The organism is Halobellus sp. (genome assembly GCF_042218505.1).
Classification (GTDB): Archaea; Halobacteriota; Halobacteria; order Halobacteriales; family Haloferacaceae; genus Haloquadratum.
In genome coordinates, this window is the sequence record NZ_JBDGQZ010000048.1 from 24,693 (window position 1) to 42,864 (window position 18,172).

Genomic DNA, 18,172 nt, shown 5'->3' on the forward strand with positions numbered 1-18,172 from the left:
GTAGCCTCAATCGGAAGGGTGGCTCAGTGGTAGAGCAATTCGGCAGCGACCGTCGAACGGTCGCTCCGGCTTACGGCTTCGCGTGGTTCGATTCCCGCCCCTTCCATTCCCCTGTGATACCCTCTCACTATATCGTCAGGAGTCGAAACGAGTGGGTCGATTCGAGCGCGAAACCGGAATGAACGTTCGTTCGAAAATCCTCAATCCGTCTTCTGAGGGCCGCTCGCGCCCGAACAACGTGTTACCTGTTTCGACAATCGTTGTAGGCGGGTTTTATTATCGTCGAAGACAAGATTGGAATAACAACGATGCAGCACACAGTTTCCTCACGACCGACAGCCGGTCTCGAAACGCCGTCGATGCCGACTGAACTCGAATCGCCACGGGCGAAGTTGGTCTATCTATTCCTTTCAACTCACGGCGAAGCGACGATCTCCGAACTCGAATCCTCACTGAATATGAAGAAAATCTCGCTGTACAGTATTCTCTCGACGCTTTGTGAACGAGAACTCATCGACCAGGACGCAGAGCGCTACGAACTCTGCTGAGTCGCGCAACTGACCGAGAGCACGGCGGTTTTTCTTCCGTAGTGAACCGTCTCGGTCGTCGTACCGCCCGACCGCGTGCGCCGCCGACCCCGCAAAGAGCGCCTACACTTCGTCGCCGGTGCGGAACAGGGTCAGTTCTTCGGCCTCGTAGATGTTGATGAGCTCGGTGACGATCTCGTCGTAGTCCTCCTCCCCGCGCCGGAGAGAATCCAGCCGCGCGACCGTGTCGTCGTCGAGGTGGATCTGTGGCATATGCGGAATCACGCTATGAGGGAACTTAAACGCCCGGTCGCAACTGTGCAGGCACGAAAAGATCGCTTGACTGCACGGGGGCAATTGCGGAACGCCGGATATGGCGCGGCCAGACAGCCGAAAACTGACTTGTTGAGAGACGACCAGTCCGCTGGACGCCGATCAGTCGGTCAGGGGTCGATGTCGTTTGGGCGTCCGTCACCTCGGTGCGCCCGCCCGTCGCAGGCCGAATGACCCCGGTATTTTGAGGGACGGTAAATTGAAACCATTTGCCAGAGATACGTTCTGGTATGAGAAACATCGACGACTCCCCAATAACTCACAACGGAAATTCGCTCATTCTCGCCTACGACCACGGAACGGAACACGGCCCCGTCGACTTCGAACCGCTCCCAGCGAGCGCCGACCCGACGCACGTCTTCGAGGTCGGACGACACAGTGCGGTAACGGCAATCGCACTGCAGAAGGGCAATGCCGAGTACTACCGCTCCTGGGAGATGGAAAACGGCGTCGACGACGGTGCCCCGTTGCTCGTCAAACTGAACGGCAACTCGAACCTCGCGAAACGTGACGACTACTACTCCCCGAAGCAGTGCTCGGTGCAGTATGCCGTCGAAGAACTCGACGCCGACGCAATCGGCTATACGATGTACGGGGGCTCTCTCCACGAAGACGAGATGTGGACGGAGTTCCGCGACGTGCAGGAAGCCTCGCGGAAGTACGGCATTCCCGTGGTTATGTGGAGTTATCCGCGCGGTCAGGGGATCCAGGAGAACGACAACTACACCGGTCAGGAGGACCCGGACGTCGTCGCGTACGGCGCTCGCCTTGGACTCGAACTCGGTGCCGATATGGTGAAGTGCAAATACCCCGGCACGCAGGCGGGTTGGCAGCAGGTCGAAGACGCCGTCAGCGGACTAAAGACGGTCATGAGCGGGGGATCGAAGCGGAGCGACGAGGCGTTTCTCGAAGACGTACGCTCGACGGTCGAAGTCGGCGGAAACGGCCTCGCAGTCGGGCGAAACATCTTCCAGCGCGATGATCCGGTCCCGCTGCTGGACGAACTTGAAACGGTCGTCTTCGAGTAATCGCTTCATAACCCGTTGGGCACTGACTGTTCTGTTGCAAACGCGCTCCGGAGTGAACTCCTCAAGCCTGCCGTACGGGAAGGACTGTCAGTCCCCGCAGCGATCGGTTACGATCGGTGCTCCTCGAGAAGTCGCTCGACCTCGTCGCTGGTGCTTGCGTCGAGCGCACGCGATGCGAGGTCGCGCGCGGCGGCGTCCTGCACCTCGGTCACGGCCCGTTTTACCGCCGGAATCGACACTGGACTCATACTCAGTTCGTCGAGGCCGAGCCCGACGAGTAGCGCGGTCAGATCCGGGTCGCCCGCCATTTCGCCACACATACCGACCCAGGCGTCTTCGCCGTTGGCGGCCTCGACGGTCGCGTGAATCGCCCTGAGCACCGCCGGTTGGCGGGCGTCCGCGAGTGCGTCCACCCGCTCGTTGCCGCGCTCGACGGCCATCACGTACTGTGTGAGATCGTTCGTCCCGATACTGAGGAAGTCGACGTGGCCGACGATGTCTTTGGCAAGTAACGCCGCGGCCGGCGTTTCGACCATCACGCCGAACTCCGGGCGGTCGCGGTCGTCGGTATCCAGGTCGGCCGCGATTGACGATAGCGTCTCCTGTGCTGTCGTTACCTCGCCGACGGTCGTAACGAACGGAAGCATCACCGAGAGGTCGCCCGCTCCGCGTTCGGCATCGGCCGCAGCCCGCAGCAGCGCTCTGAGTTGCGTCTCGAAGAGGCCTCCGTCGGGGCCGAGTGAGCGGCGGACCCCGCGCTCTCCGAGAAAGGGATTCGCTTCGTCAGGGAGATCGAGAAAGTCGATGCGCTTGTCGCCGCCGGCGTCGAGCGTCCGAATCACGACTCGACCGTCCGGGAAGGCCTCCAGCGCTCTACGATAGGCCTGATACTGCTCGTCCCCGTCCGGTGGTGCGGACCGGTCGAGAAAGAGGAACTCCGTCCGGAGTAACCCGATCCCGTCGGCGCCGTACTCGACTGCGGGGTCGAGGTCGGCGGCAGTGCCGACGTTCGCCGCCACCTCGATCGAGGTCCCGTCTGTCGTCGCGACCGTCGCCTCGTAGACCTCGGTTTCGTGGTCGCGTTCGGCCGCGTTCCGGGTCGTTGCACTCGGGTCGATCACGACAGCGTCCTCGGAGCCGTCGACGGCGACACGCGCCCCTGCCTCGACATCGCGAAGCGGTTCGCCGACGCCGACGACGGCCGGAATCGCGAGCGAGCGAGCGAAAATCGCGGCGTGCGAGGTCGAACCGCCGGTGACGGTCGCAAAGCCGGCGACGCGACTTTGATCGAGTTTGGCCGTGTCGCTCGGGGTCAACCGTTCGGCCAGAATGACACTCCCGGCTGGTAACGTGGCGAGATCGAACCGTCCCTCCCCCGAGAGCGCACAGACGAGACGATCTCGAACGTCCCGAAGGTCGTCTGCCCGCTCGCTCATTCGCCCGTCCGACGCCTCGAACTGGTCGATGAATTCGGCGAACGTTCGATCGACCGCCTGCTCTGCAGGGGCCCCTTTATCGATCTCGTCTTCGACCCCCGCTGTCACCTGCGGGTCCTCGAGAAACCGGACGTGCGCGTCGAAAACCGCCGCCTCTGACTCGCCGACCCGCTCGGCTGCGCGCTCGCGGTCGGCCTCGATCGCTGCCCGGACGTCTTCCCGGGCGTTCTCGAATCGCGTCAGTTCCACGGCGGAGTCCATCGACTCGTCGTCGTACGAGTCGCCGACTCCCCGATCAGGCGTATACCAGACCGCACGACCGACTCCCGAGAGCGGTGTGACACCGGTCCCAGAGAGCCGTTGTTCAGTCACTGCCTCAGAGTTCGTCTTCCGGCGTTCGCAGAATCCGCTCCAGTTGGTCCAGGGCGGTCTCCGCGCCGTCGCCCTCGGCCACCACCTGTACCTCCTCGCCGGGGCCGACGTCGAGTCCCGTGACAGAAAGCATACTCGCCGCGTTCACGAGTTCTTCGCCCGGACGGCCGACCTGGACGTCGGCGTCGGATTCGGTCGCCGTCTCGACGAACTTCGAGGCGGGGCGCGCGTGGATTCCGTCCTCTGGGACGACAGTCACGACTCGTTCCGGCATCAGTCCTCGGCCTCCCAGATCTGGGGAGCGGCCGTCGACGATCCCGGGCGAGCGGCCGCAGAGCAGTCTCTATACATCAGTGGATTACAGAGGTGCGCTATATGTGTAAGTGTTTTTCGCCGTTCGGGGAATCGGTCGGGTCCCTACGCGGGGCAAGATCACGAACAATCCGGTTCGGCGGTAACGACCGCGACTTCCTCGGCCTGGAACCGCCCACGGTCCCGTTCGGCGATACCGTCGTCGGTAACGAACAGATCGACATCGTCGAGGCCGGCGAAGGTGACGAACGAGCGATCGCCGATTTTCGAGCTGTCGGCGACGAGGACGACCCGGGACGCCCGCTGGACCATCAGTTCCTTCGCGCGCGCTTCGTCCTCGTTCGGCGTCGTCAGTCCGGTCTCGACGTCGATCGCGTTCGCCCCCAGGAACAGCAAATCGAAATTCATTCGACCGAGAAACGACTCGGCGGTCGGCCCCACGAGCGACCGCGTGCGGGGGCGAACCGTCCCGCCAGTAAGTTTCACCGTTCTGTCCTCCACTCCGAGTTCGAGCGCGATCTCTGGCGAGTTCGTCACCGCCGTCATCGATCCATCGTCCGGAGCGGCCTCCGCGACCTGCATCGTCGTCGTCCCCGCGTCGAAGAACACGACGTGTCCGTGGCCGATCTCCTCGACTGCACGTCCGGCGATCGCGCGCTTCGCGTCGAGGTTTCTGACCTCCTTCTGTCCGTACGCCGCCTCGTGTCCGACGTTCGTGACTGGAACCGCACCGCCGTGTGAGCGCTCGATCCGGCCACGCTCCGCCAGTTCGTGGAGATCGCGACGGATGGTCGCTTTCGAGTAGCCCAGTTCCTCGGCGAGGCTCTCAACGGATCGGCCGTTGTCCGCCGTGACGAGTTCGACGATGCGTCGTTGTCGTTCAGCGGGGAGCATACGGTCTTCGTTCGACGGTTCGACCCGTCTGCTCGTAATGGTTGGTGTTCGTCCGGCGCGGTCTGCTGCCGTCCGTTCGCTCGTCCCCGACGACGGGCGATCGTTCCTGTCAGATGTCCACGTGCGAGAGGGGTGCGGTGCTGCGACATTGCAGTTCTGCTCGGTGAGAGGAATCTATAGACAGCGAACGGGACAGCATCGTCTCGAGCTGAATCGGGCCGAAGATACAGAGCCATACCGAACTGAATCAGGCCGAAGAACCGAACCGGCGTCTCAGTCCAGTCGATCGAGAACGGCGGCGGTGACGTCGTCGGTGCCCGCGTCCCCGCCGAGATCCGGGGTCCGGGGCCCCGATTCGAGAACAGATTCGACTGCCGTTCGAACGGTCGCCGCCGCGTCGTCGTGTCCCAGGTGTTCAAGCAACATCGATGTCGAGAGAATCGCCGCCGAGGGGTTGGCCACACCCTCACCAGCGATGTCGGGGGCCGTTCCGTGGACGGGTTCGAAGAGCGCGTTCTTCGGCCCGACGTTCGCGGAGGGAAGCAGTCCCAGTCCGCCGACGAGACCGGCGGCCAGATCCGAGAGCACGTCGCCAGCGAGATTCGGACAGACGACGACGTCGAACTGTCCGGGGTCGAGACAGATGCGCGTCGCGAAGGCGTCCATCAGGACTTCCTCGGTCTCGACGCCTTCGCGTTCGGCCACGCCGACGACCGCGTCGCGGAAGCGGCCATCGGTCTCGCGCATCACGTTCGCCTTGTGGGCGACGTGGAAGCCTGACTCGCCGCGGTCGGACACGTACTCGCAGGCGAACTCCGCGAGTTGTTCGGAAGCGGATGTCGTGATGACGCGCGTCAACGTCGAGAGGTCCCCGGAGAGTCGGTCCTCGTGACCCGAGTAGACGCCCTCGGTGTTCTCCCGTAGGAAGACCAGATCCGTCTCCGGCCGGACCGCGTCGACGCCCGGATACGCCCGCGCCGGGCGGATGTTGACGAACGAGCCGACTGCTTCCCGAAGCGGGAGAATGACGTCGGCAGCCGTCTCGCCCGCCGCGCCGAACAGAGTCGCGTCGGCGTCGGCGACGGTGTCGTATGTCGCCTGCGGCAGCGCCTCACCGGTTTCGGCTTTCACCGCGTCGCCGGCCTCGGCCTCGACGAACTCGAAGTCGGCGACGGCCTCGAGGACCGACACGGCCGCAGGAATGACTTCCTGACCGATACCGTCGCCTTCGATGACGACGATCTCCGCCGTCATCGGTCCTCGACGTACGGGAGCGCGTTCGCAGTGTCGCGGACGCGGTCCATATTAGAGTGCATCACCGCGGTCGTGTCCCAGATCCCCTCGACGAGGGCCTCCTTCATCGCGTGGTCGATGTCGATCTCGACCTCCTTGTTGTCGTAGACGACGCGTTCGTCTTCGACGTCGATCTCCAAGCCTGCCTCTGGGTTCTCCTCGATGAACGTCTGGAGTTCCTGGACGGTCTCCTGGTCGGCGGTCATCGCCGGGATCCCCAGCGATTTGCAGTTGTCCTCGAAGATCTCCGCGTAGGACTCGCCGATGACGCCGCGAACGCCCCAGCGCATCAGCCCTTGCGGGGCGTGTTCACGGGAGGATCCGCAGCCGAAGTTCTTGTTGACGACCAGAATGTTCGCGCCCTTGTACTCGTTGAATGGGTGATCGTTGGGGTCGCCCTCGTCGTCCCGGCGGGCGTCGTAGAAGACATACTCGCCCATATTCTCGAAGGTGACTTCCTTCATAAACCGGGCGGGCATAATCTGGTCAGTGTCGATGTCGTTACCGCGGACCGGGACGCCGGTGCCGGCGACCCGCCTGATCTCCATTTTGTCTTGGACTGCCATCAGTTCCCAACCTCCGGGTAATCGCGTACGTCTGTCACTTCGCCCTCGACGGCCGCAGCGGCGACCATCGCGGGGGACATCAGCACTGTCCGTCCGTCCTTGTCGCCCTGCCGGCCGATGAAGTTCCGGTTCGAGGACGACGCACAGACTTCGCCCGCGCCGAGTGCGTCGTCGTTCATCGCCAGACACATCGAACAGCCCGCGCGCCGCCACTCGAAGCCGGCCTCGCGGAAGACCTCGTCGAGGTCCTCGGCCTCGCACTGCTGTCGAACGGATTCGGAACCGGGGACAGCAAGCGCCCACACGTCGTCGTCTACTGTCCGTCCGTCGAGGATGCGGGCGGCCTCTCGGAAGTCCGAGAGTCGGCCGTTCGTGCAGGTGCCGAGGAACGCCACGTCCACGTCGTAGCCCTCCATCGTCTGGCCGGGTTCGACTTCCATATGATCGAAGGCCTTCTGTGCGGCTTTCCGGGCGGTGTCGTCCGGCAACGAGTCCAGCGAGGGGATCTCCTCGTCGATGGTTCCGACCTGTCCGGGATTGATCCCCCAGGTGACCATCGGGGCGAGGCCGTTGGCGTCGATTTCGACGACGTCGTCGTACTCGGCGTCCTCGTCGGAGCGGATCGAGTCCCAGTACTCCACGTACTCGTCCCACTCGTCGTCGTCGGGGGCGTACTCGCGGCCCTTTAGGTAGTCGTACGTCGTCTGGTCGGGGTTGACGTAGCCGGCGCGAGCGCCGCCCTCGATCGACATATTGCAGATCGCGAGGCGACCTTCCATATCGAGGTCGCGGATGGCCTCGCCACCGTACTCGTAGACGTGGCCGACGCCGCCGTCGACGCCGAGGTCCTTGATGATCTTCAGGATCACGTCTTTCGCGTACACGCCCGGGGCCAGCGACCCCGAAACGTCGATCCGGCGGACTTTCTGCTTCTCGGCTGCGATACAGCCTGTCGCCAGCACGTCCCTGATCTGCGTGGTGCCGATACCGACGCCGATCGAGCCGAACGCGCCGTGGGTGGCGGTGTGAGAGTCGCCGCAGGCGACGGTCATCCCGGGCTGACTCAATCCGAGTTCGGGGGCCACCACGTGCGTGATCCCCTGTTTATCGCCGTCGAGACCAAAGAACGTGATGCCGTTCTCGGAGGTGTTGCGTTCGAGCGCCTGCAGCATATTCTCGGCCTGGTCGTCCTGCAGCGGTCGTTCGCGGCCCTCGGGCGTCGTCGGAACGATGTGGTCCGTCGTCGCGAACGTCCGGTCCGGGAACGCGACGTCGATGTCTCGCTCGCGGATCATTCCGAACGCCTGCGGACTCGTCACCTCGTGGACGAGGTGCAGGCCGATGAACAGTTGATCCTGTCCGTTCGGCAGGTCGGCTACCTTGTGCTTCTCCCAGACGTCGTCGTACAGCGTGTTCTGGCTCATCTCAGTCGTCCGCAGCCGCCTCTGCGGCCTCTTGTTCACTCTCGTCGCCCCACGCGAACAGGTCGCGCAGCGGTTCGCCGACCTGTTCGATCTGGTGCGTCTCTTCGGCTTGCTTCAATTGGGTGTAGGAGGGGCGTCCGGCCTGGTTCTCCGCGATCCACTCCCGGGCGAACGTCCCGTCTTGGACCTCCTCGAGGACCTGTTCCATTTTTTCGCGTGCGTGATCGTCGATGATGTCGTCGCCGCGGGAGAGGCCGCCGTACTCGGCGGTGTCGGAGACCGAGTCCCACATATTCGAGAGGCCGCCCTCGTACATCAGATCGACGATGAGTTTCATCTCATTCAAGCACTCGAAGTACGCCATCTCGGGTGAGTAGCCGGCGTCGACGAGCGTCTCGTAGCCCTCTTTCACCAGCGCGGTCATCCCACCACAGAGCACCGCCTGCTCGCCGAAGAGGTCGGTCTCGGTCTCCTCGCGGAACGTCGTCTCGATGACGCCGGCGCGGGTGCAACCGATGCCGTATGCGTACGCGAGCGCCTCTTCTTTCGCCTCGCCCGTCTCGTCCTGATAGACCGCCAGGAGTCCGGGCGTCCCCTCACCGTTCTCGTAGTTCCGGCGGACGAGGTGTCCCGGCGACTTCGGCGCGACCATCGTCACGTCGACGTTTTCGGGCGGCTGGATCTGGTTGTAGTGGATGTTGAAGCCGTGGGCGAACTGCAGCGTGTCGCCAGGTTCCAGACCGTCCTCGATCTGCTCGAACACCGCAGGCTGGACCGTGTCGGGGACCAGCACGGAGACGATGTCGGCCTCGGCGGCGGCCGCTGCAGGCGTAGCGACGCGCAGTCCGTCGGCCTTCGCGGCCTCACGCGAGGAGGAACTCTCTCGGAGACCGACAATCACGTCGACTCCGGATTCAGAGAGGTTCTGCGAGTGGGCGTGGCCCTGGCTGCCGTAGCCGAGAACGGCTACCGTCTTGTCTTCGATGGCGGAGCGATCCGCGTCGTCGTCGTAGTATACTGTCGTGTCCAAATTTTCGTCTGTCATATGTTATCGTTGTGCGTTCTTCGGCCGCGTCGGTTCGTTTGCAGTGCCCGGCTTTTCGCCCGGCACGGTCGCTTGATCGCCACGCGCCAGCGCCGTGTAGCCTGTCCGAGCGATCTCGATGATGCCGAACTGGCGGTACGCGTCGATCGCGTCGTCGATCTCCTGTTCGTCGCCGGTGAGTTGAACCGTGATGGTCTTCGGTCCGGCGTCGAGCGTCTGGCCGTCGTACATCTCGGTGATGGCGTGGACCTTGTCGGGTTCGTCGCCCTCGATCTTCAGCAGGACGAGTTCGGTCCGGACGGCGTCGTCGTCGAGTTCACCGACGGAGATCACGGGCTTTAGTTTAGCGAGTTGCTTCTCGATCTGGTCGATCCCGGGTTCGGGTTCCTCGACGACCAGCGTGATCCGCGAGTGGTTGTCCACGGTAGTCGGCCCGACGGTGAGGCTCTCGATGTTGAACTGTCTCCGGGAGAACAGGCCCGAAACGCGCGAGAGGACGCCGGGATCGTTCTCAACCAGGGCGGAGATGACCGCGGGGCGCGGTTCGTGTTCGGCCTCCGCCTCCGGATCGATGCGGATCCCCTGTGAGTTACGCCGACCCTCGGGATGCGGTCGTTCCTCGGGTTCCGGTCCTTTCAGGCCGTGTTTCGGCAGGTCCTCGTCTGATTCGTCCGTCGCGTGGAAGTCGTCCGAACTCATAGTTGATCCTCCGTGAGAGCGAATTTCCCGTTCGCGCCGCCAGAGGGGACCATCGGATAGACGTTCTCCGCCGGATCGATGTGGAAGTCGATGACCGACGGTCCGTCGTACTCGAGGGCTGCCTCGACGACGTCTGCGACCTCGTCGTAATCGTCAACGCGCCACCCGCGCGCCCCGAACGCCTCGGCGAGCATATCGAACTCTGGACACCAGTTGTACTCGGCGGCCATCCGACGCCCCTCGAAGAAGGCGTCCTGCCACTGACGGACCATCCCGATGTACTCGTTGTTCAGGACTGCGACGGTGATGTCGAGGTCCTCGCGGACAGCGACCGAGAGTTCCTGAATCGTCATCAGGAACGAGCCGTCGCCGTCGACGCAGACCACCTGCTGATCATCGTCTGCCGCGATTCGCGCGCCGATGGCGGCGGGGAGTCCGTATCCCATCGTGCCGAGACCGTGGCTGGAAACCCACGTTCGCGGTTCGGTGTAGTCCCAGTACTGCGACGCCCACATCTGGTGTTGGCCGACACCAGTCGTGACGATGGTGTCGTCTTCGGTCGCCTCGTCGAGCACCTCGACGACGAACTGCGGCTTGAGCGGTTCGTCGTCCGGCGTCGCGTAGTCCATCGGGTACTCGTCCTGCCACGTGAGACACTGCTCGCGCCACGCTGTGGCTTCCGGGGGAGCGTCGATCGCGTCGTCCAGTTGGTCGAGAACGATTCCCGCGTCGCCGATGAGCGGATAGTCGGCGTGCACGTTCTTCGAGATCTCGGCGGGGTCGATGTCGATGTGGATGACCTCCGCCTCGGGAGCGAACGTGTCGATCCCACCGGTAAGGCGGTCGTCGAACCGCGTCCCCACCGCGATGAGGAGATCGGTGTGGGTAATCGCCATATTAGCGTAGCCCGTACCGTGCATCCCCGCCCACGACAGGCAGAGGTCGTCGTCTTCGGGGAACGAGCCGATGCCCGGCATCGTCGTGACGACAGGGATCTCGTACTCGGAGGCGAACGAGCGAGCCTCGTCGGTCGCGTCGGCCTTGATCACGCCGCCACCGAAAAGCAGCAGCGGGCGCTCTGCGGCCTCAATCGTGTCGGCGGCTGTCTGCACGCTCTCTTCGTCGGCGACATACTGCGGTTGTGTGGTCTCCGGCGGGGTCGCCGGCCCTGGACCGGCGTCCGTCTCGCCGAGCGTCACGTCTTTCGGAAGGTCGACAAGCGTCGGACCCGGCCGTCCTTCGTCAGCGAGTGCGAGCGCCTCGCCGACGACATCGCCGACGCTGTCGGGGTCGTCAGCGAAGTAGTTGTGCTTCGTAATCGGCGCGGTCACGCCCGTAGTGTCGGTCTCCTGGAACGCGTCGGAGCCGACCATATCCGCCGGGACCTGACCGGTGAGTGCGAGCACCCCGTCTGAGTCCATATTGGCGTCGGCGATGCCGGTGACGAGGTTCGTCGCGCCCGGGCCCGACGTCGCGAGACAGACGCCCGGTCCGTTGCGAACGACGCTGAACGCGTCGGCCGCGTGAGCCGCGCCCTGCTCGTGCGCCATCGTGACGTGGCGGATGTCGGAGTGATACAGTGCGTCGTAGACGGGCATAATCGCCCCGCCCTGGACGCCGAAGGCGGCCTCGACGCCTTCGTTTTCGAGGGCGCGAACGACCGATTCGGAACCGGTCGTGACCGGCGACTTGTTCGCGTCGTCGCTCTCTGTCGACTCGGGTTCCGTCTCGGGCGGTTGTTCCTGTTTGCTCATCGGTGTTCACCTCGGGGCGTGACTGCGGTTCGTGTGCGATACATCGGACGTGGTGTCTGTCGAGCAGTGTGCTCCATTGGCCTGGTAGTGGGGTCAGTGGTCGATCTGGCGGCGGGCGCGAACTGGGTCGGAGAAGCGAAGACGGGTGTGTACGGGGCTAGGATGCCCCTACAATGATCCGCGAAGCGACGTCGAGACTGGCGTTCTCGACGCCGATCGACCGCCCCGTTCGGACGGGAGCCACCACTCCAGAGCGGTAGGCTCCGGCGGTCGTGTGCGGTGATCGCATCGTACCACACAGATTCTTCTGACCCATTATGAACGTTTCGCGCCGCGGTTCCGGTCCGCGGTCGGCGGCGCGCCCGTGGCTCGGGAAAGCGAGCGAACGGGGCGCGCGCCATCAGGCGCGGACCTCCTCCTCCTCGTCCGCGCGGTCGACGCCCTGCTCGCGGGCGAATCGGGTCAGGACGTCGACGGTGACGCGCTCTTTCTCTGCGCCGAAATCCTTAACGCGGCGGGTGACCTCGCGGACGTCCGCGTCTGTCGGCGTGAAACCGGACTCCTCCAGCCGTTTGCGGACGGAGTGCGTACCGGTGTGCTTGCCGAGGACGAACTCGCGCTGGGCGCCGACCATCTCCGGGGTCATCACGCCCGGCTCGAAGGTGTCGGAGTTCTCGATGACACCCGCGGCGTGGATGCCGCTCTCGTGTGAGAAGGCGTTCCGTCCCACGACCGGCTTGTTCGCCGGGACCGGGATGTCGCTCGCCTCCTCGACCATTCGCGACAGTTCGGTGATTCGGGTGGTGTCGATCCCCGTGTCGACGTCATAAAGCGATTCGGCGGACATCACGACTTCCTCGAACGCGGCGTTGCCGGCGCGCTCGCCGATACCGTTGACCGAGACTTGCGCCTGCGATGCGCCCGCCTCGTAACCAGCCATCGCGTTTGCGGCCGCCAGTCCGAAATCGTCGTGCGCGTGGACGTCGATGTCCGCGTCGGTGTACTTGCGTACCTCGCGAACCATCTCGCCGAAGCGCGTCGGGGTCGCGACCCCGGTCGTGTCCGGGATGTTGACCCAGTCGACGCCCGCCTCGTCGACCGCGGAGAGAATCTCCGCTAGGAAGTCGATGTCGGTCCTGGTGGCGTCCATCGGAGAGAACATTACTTCGACACCCGCGTCTTTCACGCGCTCGACGCACGTCACCGCCCGATCGACCGCCTCCTGTTGAGAGGCGTGCATCGAGTCGGCCAGTTGGACGTCGCTCGTGCTGACGAACACGTGGACCAGTTCCACGCCCGAGTCCAGCGCGGCCTCGACGTCTTTGTCGACGACGCGCGCAAGGCCACAGACGGTCGTGTCCGTCCCGGAGGCGATGTCACTCACGGATTCGAACTCCGCGTCAGAGTTGACCGGGAACCCCGCCTCGATGACGTGCGTCCCCATCTCGTCCAGCGTTGCCGCTATGTTCCGCTTCTCCTCGTAGCTGAACGACGTACGTGGTGACTGTTCACCGTCCCGGAGCGTCGTGTCGAAAATCCGTACCTCGTCGATCTCGGATTCAGTTATTTGGGCTAAAGTGCCCTGGAAGAACTCGACCAGCCGGGGTGTCCGACTGAGCCTCCATATCGTCGTTAGACATTGTATCTGATGCCTATCCGGATAGATATTAAAGGGTTTCGCTGTGGACCGCAGACTGACCGGGACCCTAAACCAGGCAGAAACCTCCAGAGAGGAGCGCTAGCGGGAATATATCGCTATCGAGGTCGGTGGAGCCGAATGGCGCACGGGCCGGTCGACCCATCTCAAACGGTGTGGTATCATCGCGCTCCCGCCGCAAGTACTGCCGCAGAACCGGGCGAACGCCCACCGAAAGTGGTCGCGCGCGGGGCAGAAGTGAACGATCGGTCGAGCCCGGATTCACACTCCCGTCCGGTGTCGTCTCACCGAGTGGCGTCCGAACGCTTTTCGTCCCGCTTTCCGTTGCAGTGGGTATGAGCGATTTCAAACTGAACCTCTCGGAGGCCGAAGAGCACCTCGACGAAGCAGTAGACGGCGACGTGGTCCTGGGCGTCCTCAACGGGTCGACGCCGGATCGAGAGTGGATCGAAGCCGTCGAGGGTGGGAGCGTGCTGGTCCTCGCGGTCGAGGGGGACCTGAACGAACTCGCAAACGGCTTCGCCCGGCCGATCAAGGAGTTAGGCGGGAGTCTGACACACTTCCGTCGGTTCCTGGTCGTCGCGCCCCCAGGGCTGGAGATTGACACCGATCGGTTGTAACCGTCGCTGCCGACGTTCCCCGGCCGGGCCACGACGGGATCACATCCCTTCGTCGTCGGGCAGTTCCTCGTCGTCGAGGAACCCGTGATACGGGCAGACGTACTCGTCTCGGATCAACTGCTCGTCGACGATACTGAGTCCGAGTTCGTCCAGTTCCTTGCTGATCCGATTCAGTTCGTCGTGATCTCGGCCGATGGCGTTGACGTAGATGTTTCGCTCGCCGGTCATAATCTCTCTGACGGCCGTCACACCGGGGATCTCTCGGGCCGATTCCGCGAGCGTGTCTCGCTTGGGAACCGGCGCAGTGCAGATAATCTTGGTGTACAGCGGGTAGCCAGCGAGATCGTAGTCGATGTCGATGTGGTATCCACGGATGATCCCGCTCTCCTCCAGTTTGTTGAGACGGGTTCGAACCGTGCTGGAAGACAGATCGAGTTTCTCCGCGATGTCAGTCGACGAGGTGGCTCTCGCATCCTGCTGAAGGTAGTACAGAATGTGTTTGTCGATGGAATCCAGTTCACCATCTTTCATCGATGATAGGACTGCTTCTCTGGAGGAATATAGTCCTATTCAGTCGCCCGTCGAGACGCCCGCCACCGACGATAGACGAATTTTCCATTATTGATGACGGTATATGATGTTTAGACAGTTTCAATTGACGAGTCGTCAAAATAACCGACTAATTTATTGCTTCCCGTCATATATGCTGGTGTGTAGCCGGGCAACCGACGACACGAGGACCCAACAATGATGAACCCGACTCCATCCAACGGAACAGACACCGCCGACGCCGCAGCGGCGACGCACTACATCCTCGGTGGCGACCACGTCGGGGTCGCCATCGCCGAACGGTTACGAACCGAAGGGCAGCGAGTAGTGATCGTCGACGAACCGTCGCCGCCGGAAGGGATTCCGGGCGTCACCGGGGATCCGGCTGCCGCAGAGGTACTCGCGGAGGCCGGCATCGAGGACGCATCGACGGTGATCGTCGCAACGTCCAGAGACCGTCGAAACCTGCTCATCGCCCAACTCGTGCGGGTCCGGTTCGATGTCCAACGCGTTCTCGCCCTGGTCAACGACCCGAGCCGACGCACGGCCTTCGCCGACGCGGGGCACGAGCCCCTCTGCGTGACGACGGTGCTGTCCGAGGCAGTTGGTGAGGTCGTATGAAGGAACTGGAGCGAGATCTGGGACTCCCTTCGGTGCTGGCAATCAGCATCGGCGCAATGATCGGTAGTGGTATCTTCATCCTTCCCGCGCTCGCGCTGGAAATCGCCGGGCCCGCGGTGATCGTCGCCTACGCGCTCGCTGGACTGCTCGTCGTTCCGGCCGCGCTCTCGAAATCCGAAATGGCGACCGCGATGCCAGAGGCCGGGGGGACGTACATCTACATCGAGCGAGGGATGGGGCCCCTGCTCGGGACGGTCGCCGGAATCGGCACGTGGTTCTCGCTCTCGTTCAAGGGCGCGCTCGCGCTCGTGGGCGGCGTTCCCTACTTGCTCTTGCTGTTCGATCTCCCGTTGAAACCGGTCGCACTGGGACTCGCTGCGGTGTTGATCCTCATCAACGTCGTCGGAGCGAAGCAGACGGGACGGCTCCAGGTCGCCATCGTGGTCGTGATGCTGGCCGCCTTGGGATGGTTCGCTGCGGGGAGCGCTCCCGGCGTGCAGTCGGCTAACTACGTCGACTTCTTCGGGTCCGGTATCGGCGGACTGCTGGCAGCCACGGGGCTGGTGTTCGTCTCATACGCCGGCGTCACGAAGGTGGCTAGCGTCGCCGAGGAGGTCGAGAACCCGGGCCGGAATATCCCGCTGGGGATTCTCGGCTCGCTCGTGTTCACGACGCTGTTGTACGTCGCAATCGTTGCGGTACTGGTCGGAGTAACCGATCCGGGGAGCGTCGCCGGGACGCTGACACCCGTGGCTGTCGCCGCGGAGGCAACTCTCGGGCAAGCCGGGGTCATCGCGGTCATTCTCGCGGCCATCCTCGCTCTCATCTCGACGGCGAACGCGGGGATCCTCTCCTCGTCTCGGTATCCATTCGCGATGAGCCGGGATCGGCTCGCGCCGCCGTCGCTATCGACGGTCAGCGAGCGGTTCGGAACCCCGGTGACCTCGATCACGCTCACTGGCGCGGTCCTGCTGATGCTCATCGCGTTCGTGCCGATCCTCGAGATCGCAAAACTCGCCAGCGGGTTCCAGATTCTGGTGTTCGCGCTCATCAATCTGGCCGTCGTCGCCTTCCGCGAGGGGAGCACGGAGTACGAACCGGAGTTCACCTCGCCGCTGTATCCCTGGGTTCAGGTCTTCGGGGCGATCACCGGAATCCTCCTGTTGACACAAATGGGAACGGTCGCCCTCGTCGGCGCGGTCGTTATCACGGTCGGAAGCGTCGCCTGGTACTTCCTGTACGTCCGGCCACGCGTGAGCCGCGAAGGGGCCGCGACTGACGCTGTTCGGCGTCGCATCGGCCGGGACGTGATCACTGAGACGGAATCCGTCGTTAACGACGTGCCACGGGAAGTGCTCGTCGCGCTCACGAAGAACGTCGACGAGGGACGCGAGCGCTCGCTGGTCGAGATTGCGGCCGATCTCGTCCGTCGGGACGGCGGCCGGGTGGTCGCCGTTCGGTTCCAGGAGATCCCCGATCAGGTCCCGCTCACCGAGGACGTGACGACACAGTCCTCGTCGGATCTCTCCTACGAGTCCCGGATGGAGGCGCTTGCTACGGAACTCGATATCGACATCGAGGCCGACGAGATCGTGAGCCACGACACCAAACACGCGGTGGTCAACTTTGCGGCCGACCGCGGCGTCGACTCGATTGTTGCGGAACACGAACCGCTCCGGCTCCGATCTCGACTGATCGGTGATCCGATCGACTGGATCGTGCGACACGCCCCCTGCGACGTGCTGCTCGTGGACAACCTCGGTTACGACGACCCCGCACAGGTGTCGCTTTCGGGCGAGAGCGGTCCGTACCCGCCGGTGGCGGTGAACGTCGCCGGAGCCATCGCCGAAGCGAACGGGGGCGACGTGTCGCTCCGGTATCCGCCCGGGCAGAACCGCACTGATCAGTACGCACGGACGATCGACGAGTACCAGTCCGAACTCGCTGCGCTGCTCTCGGTTCCCGTTCGGACGGAGCCGTTCAGGCCGGATGGGGGACGGTTGGCACCCCCAGATCTCGTAGTGCGTCGGGGGACCGACGGCGGGGTCCACGGCCTCCTGTTCGACGATCAACCGACCCTGCCGTCACCGGGCTGTACGACGATTACGGTCTACCCGCGCGAATCACGCCAACCGTCGCTCTGGCGGCGATTCCTGGAGCGACTGGCGTTCTGACCAGCGAGTGTTTCGCAATTAGGACCGGCTGTCACAGAACGTCAGGACGTGCCCGTCATCGTCGACGACGCGGAGGCCGCCATCGACGGCCGTCGGGCCGGCGGCCCACGGTTGGCCCGCTTCGACGACGGCATCGGGATCGGCCGTCCGGAACAGCAGATCGACGTGGAGGCCGCCGCGGCCGTCGGCGATGCCGAGTTGTGGTTCCCAGAGTTCCAGGTCGACCGGGCCAGACAGCCGAACTCGCCGGCGGTCCTCGCCGTGGTCGACGGTCTCGAACCCGAGCCGTCGGTACCGGTCTTCTGCTCGGCTGAGGTCAGTCACTTCGAGGACGACCTCGAAGAGGCCCGAAAGCGGCGGAGCGTCGTTCGCTTCCCCCGAAGTGTCGCCGTCCAGACTGTCGTGAAAGCCGCCGATCTCGACACAGTTTCCCGCCGGGTCGTAGACGTACAGTGACGTGGTGGAGCCGAAAGAGAACTCCACGGGGTCGAGATCCGCGAGACGCGATCGCCACCGTGGATAGGCCGCTCGCGACGTCGAAAACGCGTAGTGCGTGTGCACGCCACCGCGGGGTCGGCCCATCGGACGACGCAAGACGAGTCTGGTACCGGGTGGAGTCTCCACCGCGTCCGCGCCCGCACTGTCTCCGGCGTCGAAGCCCACGTCGTAGTGAACCTCCGAGTCGGGGCTGATGTCTGCGGGGACGAGTCCGAGTCGATCCTCGTAGAACGAGCGGGCGGCTGCAAGATCTTTCACTTCGAGACCGAGACGGCCGAGTCCGCTGAGCATACGGGCGTGTCGGACCGCAATGGGCAAAGAGGTAGCGCTGACGAGCCGTTCTCGGCCTCACGGATGGAGGCGTTCAGTC

Annotated in this window: 19 protein-coding genes and 1 tRNA gene; 6 read left to right on the forward strand and 14 right to left on the reverse strand. The window is 64.0% G+C overall.

The window, feature by feature from the left end:
* Nucleotides 1-12 precede the first annotated feature (12 nt).
* Both ABEI27_RS12760 and ABEI27_RS12765 read left to right on the forward strand, forming a co-directional pair.
* Nucleotides 13-106: transfer RNA gene (locus ABEI27_RS12760), tRNA-Ser, on the forward strand.
* A 202-nt stretch (nt 107-308) separates the two neighbouring features.
* Complete coding sequence (locus ABEI27_RS12765; protein WP_375799786.1) at nt 309-548, forward strand: TrmB family transcriptional regulator; 240 nt, start codon at nt 309-311, stop codon at nt 546-548.
* Between the two features lie 102 nt (nt 549-650).
* Here the strand turns inward: ABEI27_RS12765 and ABEI27_RS12770 are convergent, their stop codons facing one another.
* Nucleotides 651-800, reverse strand: a complete 150-nt coding sequence (locus ABEI27_RS12770) for a hypothetical protein (RefSeq protein ID WP_375799787.1) — start codon at nt 798-800, stop codon at nt 651-653.
* Between the two features lie 290 nt (nt 801-1,090).
* Between ABEI27_RS12770 and ABEI27_RS12775 the strand changes: the two genes are divergently transcribed.
* The gene (locus ABEI27_RS12775; RefSeq protein WP_375799788.1) at nt 1,091-1,888 is read left to right on the forward strand and encodes a class I fructose-bisphosphate aldolase; all 798 of its coding nucleotides are present in this window, start codon (nt 1,091-1,093) and stop codon (nt 1,886-1,888) included.
* A 107-nt stretch (nt 1,889-1,995) separates the two neighbouring features.
* Here ABEI27_RS12775 and ptsP read toward each other — a convergent pair whose 3' ends face one another.
* The 11 genes from ptsP to ABEI27_RS12830 all read right to left on the reverse strand — a co-directional run bounded on the left by ptsP (nt 1,996) and on the right by ABEI27_RS12830 (nt 13,328).
* On the reverse strand, nt 1,996-3,696 hold the full coding sequence (ptsP, locus tag ABEI27_RS12780; RefSeq protein WP_375799789.1) for a phosphoenolpyruvate--protein phosphotransferase: 1,701 nt from the start codon (nt 3,694-3,696) through the stop codon (nt 1,996-1,998).
* 4 nt (nt 3,697-3,700) lie between these two features.
* A complete protein-coding gene (locus ABEI27_RS12785) occupies nt 3,701-3,970 on the reverse strand; it encodes an HPr family phosphocarrier protein (protein WP_375799790.1) in 270 nt (89 codons plus the stop codon).
* Nucleotides 3,971-4,128: 158 nt separating this feature from the next.
* Nucleotides 4,129-4,902, reverse strand: coding sequence for an HTH-type transcriptional regulator GlpR (gene glpR / locus ABEI27_RS12790; RefSeq protein WP_375799791.1), 774 nt, complete (start codon nt 4,900-4,902; stop codon nt 4,129-4,131).
* A gap of 273 nt (nt 4,903-5,175) precedes the next feature.
* On the reverse strand, nt 5,176-6,156 hold the full coding sequence (leuB, locus tag ABEI27_RS12795) for a 3-isopropylmalate dehydrogenase (protein WP_375799792.1): 981 nt from the start codon (nt 6,154-6,156) through the stop codon (nt 5,176-5,178).
* Nucleotides 6,153-6,761 (reverse strand): 3-isopropylmalate dehydratase small subunit, encoded by a 609-nt coding sequence (leuD, locus tag ABEI27_RS12800; protein WP_375799793.1) that lies wholly within the window; start codon nt 6,759-6,761, stop codon nt 6,153-6,155. The genes leuB and leuD overlap by 4 nt, the downstream gene beginning before the upstream one ends.
* Nucleotides 6,761-8,185, reverse strand: a complete 1,425-nt coding sequence (gene leuC / locus ABEI27_RS12805) for a 3-isopropylmalate dehydratase large subunit (RefSeq protein ID WP_375799794.1) — start codon at nt 8,183-8,185, stop codon at nt 6,761-6,763. Before leuC ends, leuD begins: the two co-directional genes overlap by 1 nt.
* A gap of 1 nt (nt 8,186) precedes the next feature.
* On the reverse strand, nt 8,187-9,230 hold the full coding sequence (ilvC, locus tag ABEI27_RS12810) for a ketol-acid reductoisomerase (protein WP_375799795.1): 1,044 nt from the start codon (nt 9,228-9,230) through the stop codon (nt 8,187-8,189).
* Between the two features lie 3 nt (nt 9,231-9,233).
* Nucleotides 9,234-9,929: an acetolactate synthase small subunit gene (gene ilvN, locus ABEI27_RS12815; protein WP_375799796.1), complete on the reverse strand. Its 696-nt coding sequence runs from the start codon at nt 9,927-9,929 to the stop codon at nt 9,234-9,236.
* Nucleotides 9,926-11,683: a biosynthetic-type acetolactate synthase large subunit gene (gene ilvB, locus ABEI27_RS12820; protein WP_375799797.1), complete on the reverse strand. Its 1,758-nt coding sequence runs from the start codon at nt 11,681-11,683 to the stop codon at nt 9,926-9,928. Before ilvB ends, ilvN begins: the two co-directional genes overlap by 4 nt.
* A 157-nt stretch (nt 11,684-11,840) precedes the next feature.
* Nucleotides 11,841-11,972, reverse strand: a complete 132-nt coding sequence (locus ABEI27_RS12825) for a hypothetical protein (RefSeq protein ID WP_375799798.1) — start codon at nt 11,970-11,972, stop codon at nt 11,841-11,843.
* A 111-nt stretch (nt 11,973-12,083) separates the two neighbouring features.
* Nucleotides 12,084-13,328, reverse strand: coding sequence for a LeuA family protein (locus tag ABEI27_RS12830; RefSeq protein WP_375799804.1), 1,245 nt, complete (start codon nt 13,326-13,328; stop codon nt 12,084-12,086).
* A 347-nt stretch (nt 13,329-13,675) separates the two neighbouring features.
* Between ABEI27_RS12830 and ABEI27_RS12835 the strand changes: the two genes are divergently transcribed.
* Nucleotides 13,676-13,960 carry a DUF5779 family protein gene (locus ABEI27_RS12835; protein ID WP_375799799.1) on the forward strand — a complete coding sequence of 95 codons (285 nt, stop codon included), beginning with the start codon at nt 13,676-13,678 and terminating at the stop codon, nt 13,958-13,960.
* A 39-nt stretch (nt 13,961-13,999) separates the two neighbouring features.
* Here the strand turns inward: ABEI27_RS12835 and ABEI27_RS12840 are convergent, their stop codons facing one another.
* Nucleotides 14,000-14,491: an Lrp/AsnC family transcriptional regulator gene (locus ABEI27_RS12840; RefSeq protein WP_375799800.1), complete on the reverse strand. Its 492-nt coding sequence runs from the start codon at nt 14,489-14,491 to the stop codon at nt 14,000-14,002.
* Between the two features lie 216 nt (nt 14,492-14,707).
* On the opposite strand from ABEI27_RS12840, the gene ABEI27_RS12845 reads away from it, so the two are divergent.
* The gene (locus ABEI27_RS12845; protein WP_375799801.1) at nt 14,708-15,130 is read left to right on the forward strand and encodes an NAD-binding protein; all 423 of its coding nucleotides are present in this window, start codon (nt 14,708-14,710) and stop codon (nt 15,128-15,130) included.
* Nucleotides 15,127-17,304, forward strand: coding sequence for an amino acid permease (locus ABEI27_RS12850; RefSeq protein ID WP_375799802.1), 2,178 nt, complete (start codon nt 15,127-15,129; stop codon nt 17,302-17,304). Before ABEI27_RS12845 ends, ABEI27_RS12850 begins: the two co-directional genes overlap by 4 nt.
* An 18-nt stretch (nt 17,305-17,322) precedes the next feature.
* On the opposite strand, the gene ABEI27_RS12855 is transcribed toward ABEI27_RS12850, so the two are convergent.
* A complete protein-coding gene (locus tag ABEI27_RS12855) occupies nt 17,323-18,093 on the reverse strand; it encodes a VOC family protein (protein ID WP_375799803.1) in 771 nt (256 codons plus the stop codon).
* Nucleotides 18,094-18,172 lie beyond the last annotated feature (79 nt).

What these genes read in the sequence shown, in the direction of transcription:
- ABEI27_RS12765 (WP_375799786.1), top strand. Translation starts at nt 309, where the DNA reads ATGCAGCACACAGTTTCCTCACGACCGACAGCCGGTCTCGAAACGCCG.
- ABEI27_RS12770 (WP_375799787.1), bottom strand. Translation starts at nt 800, where the DNA reads ATGCCACAGATCCACCTCGACGACGACACGGTCGCGCGGCTGGATTCT.
- ABEI27_RS12775 (WP_375799788.1), top strand. Translation starts at nt 1,091, where the DNA reads ATGAGAAACATCGACGACTCCCCAATAACTCACAACGGAAATTCGCTC.
- ABEI27_RS12785 (WP_375799790.1), bottom strand. Translation starts at nt 3,970, where the DNA reads ATGCCGGAACGAGTCGTGACTGTCGTCCCAGAGGACGGAATCCACGCG.
- glpR (WP_375799791.1), bottom strand. Translation starts at nt 4,902, where the DNA reads ATGCTCCCCGCTGAACGACAACGACGCATCGTCGAACTCGTCACGGCG.
- leuB (WP_375799792.1), bottom strand. Translation starts at nt 6,156, where the DNA reads ATGACGGCGGAGATCGTCGTCATCGAAGGCGACGGTATCGGTCAGGAA.
- leuD (WP_375799793.1), bottom strand. Translation starts at nt 6,761, where the DNA reads ATGGCAGTCCAAGACAAAATGGAGATCAGGCGGGTCGCCGGCACCGGC.
- leuC (WP_375799794.1), bottom strand. Translation starts at nt 8,185, where the DNA reads ATGAGCCAGAACACGCTGTACGACGACGTCTGGGAGAAGCACAAGGTA.
- ilvC (WP_375799795.1), bottom strand. Translation starts at nt 9,230, where the DNA reads ATGACAGACGAAAATTTGGACACGACAGTATACTACGACGACGACGCG.
- ilvN (WP_375799796.1), bottom strand. Translation starts at nt 9,929, where the DNA reads ATGAGTTCGGACGACTTCCACGCGACGGACGAATCAGACGAGGACCTG.
- ilvB (WP_375799797.1), bottom strand. Translation starts at nt 11,683, where the DNA reads ATGAGCAAACAGGAACAACCGCCCGAGACGGAACCCGAGTCGACAGAG.
- ABEI27_RS12825 (WP_375799798.1), bottom strand. Translation starts at nt 11,972, where the DNA reads ATGCGATCACCGCACACGACCGCCGGAGCCTACCGCTCTGGAGTGGTG.
- ABEI27_RS12835 (WP_375799799.1), top strand. Translation starts at nt 13,676, where the DNA reads ATGAGCGATTTCAAACTGAACCTCTCGGAGGCCGAAGAGCACCTCGAC.
- ABEI27_RS12840 (WP_375799800.1), bottom strand. Translation starts at nt 14,491, where the DNA reads ATGAAAGATGGTGAACTGGATTCCATCGACAAACACATTCTGTACTAC.
- ABEI27_RS12845 (WP_375799801.1), top strand. Translation starts at nt 14,708, where the DNA reads ATGATGAACCCGACTCCATCCAACGGAACAGACACCGCCGACGCCGCA.
- ABEI27_RS12850 (WP_375799802.1), top strand. Translation starts at nt 15,127, where the DNA reads ATGAAGGAACTGGAGCGAGATCTGGGACTCCCTTCGGTGCTGGCAATC.
- ABEI27_RS12855 (WP_375799803.1), bottom strand. Translation starts at nt 18,093, where the DNA reads ATGCTCAGCGGACTCGGCCGTCTCGGTCTCGAAGTGAAAGATCTTGCA.